Genomic DNA, 417 nt, shown 5'->3' with positions numbered 1-417 from the left:
CTCAGTAATCGTCCCCGGCTCTCACGCACCTGCCAGCGCAGCAGATCGTGGATGACCTTGTCGGTACCGTCGTCGCGCCATTTGTAGAAGTAGTACTTCACCGCGCCAGGCGGCGGCAGGTCGTGGGGCAGGTAGTCCCATTGGCAGCCGGTCCGGGACTGGTAAAGGAGCGCGTTGACGATCTCCCGCATCTCGTAGCTGCCATGGTGACCACTGACGGAGGGATGCTTCGCCTTCCACGCAGTGGGTACCGGCTCGATCAGCGCCCAGCGTTCGTCGGATAAGTCGCTCTTGTAGGGCTTGCGGTCGCTCACCACACCACTCCAACACGACCAAGCCCGTCGATTGGCCGGGATTCCCCGCAGTCACACGATCAAGCGACGACCGAACCGGACATCAGCTTACGTACCGCCCTCT

The 417-nt window shown here is 62.4% G+C and carries 1 protein-coding gene; it reads right to left on the bottom strand.

Annotated elements, in window-relative coordinates:
• Positions 1–314 (bottom strand): transposase (locus IF88_RS0139685; RefSeq protein WP_030724499.1); only part of this gene is annotated, 314 nt, incomplete at its 3' end.
• Positions 315–417: the final 103 nt, after the last annotated feature.

The sequence above is a fragment of the Streptomyces sp. NRRL F-2580 genome, from assembly GCF_000720115.1.
Classification (GTDB): Bacteria; Actinomycetota; Actinomycetes; order Streptomycetales; family Streptomycetaceae; genus Streptomyces.
This window is presented reverse-complemented; position numbering and strand designations above follow the sequence as displayed.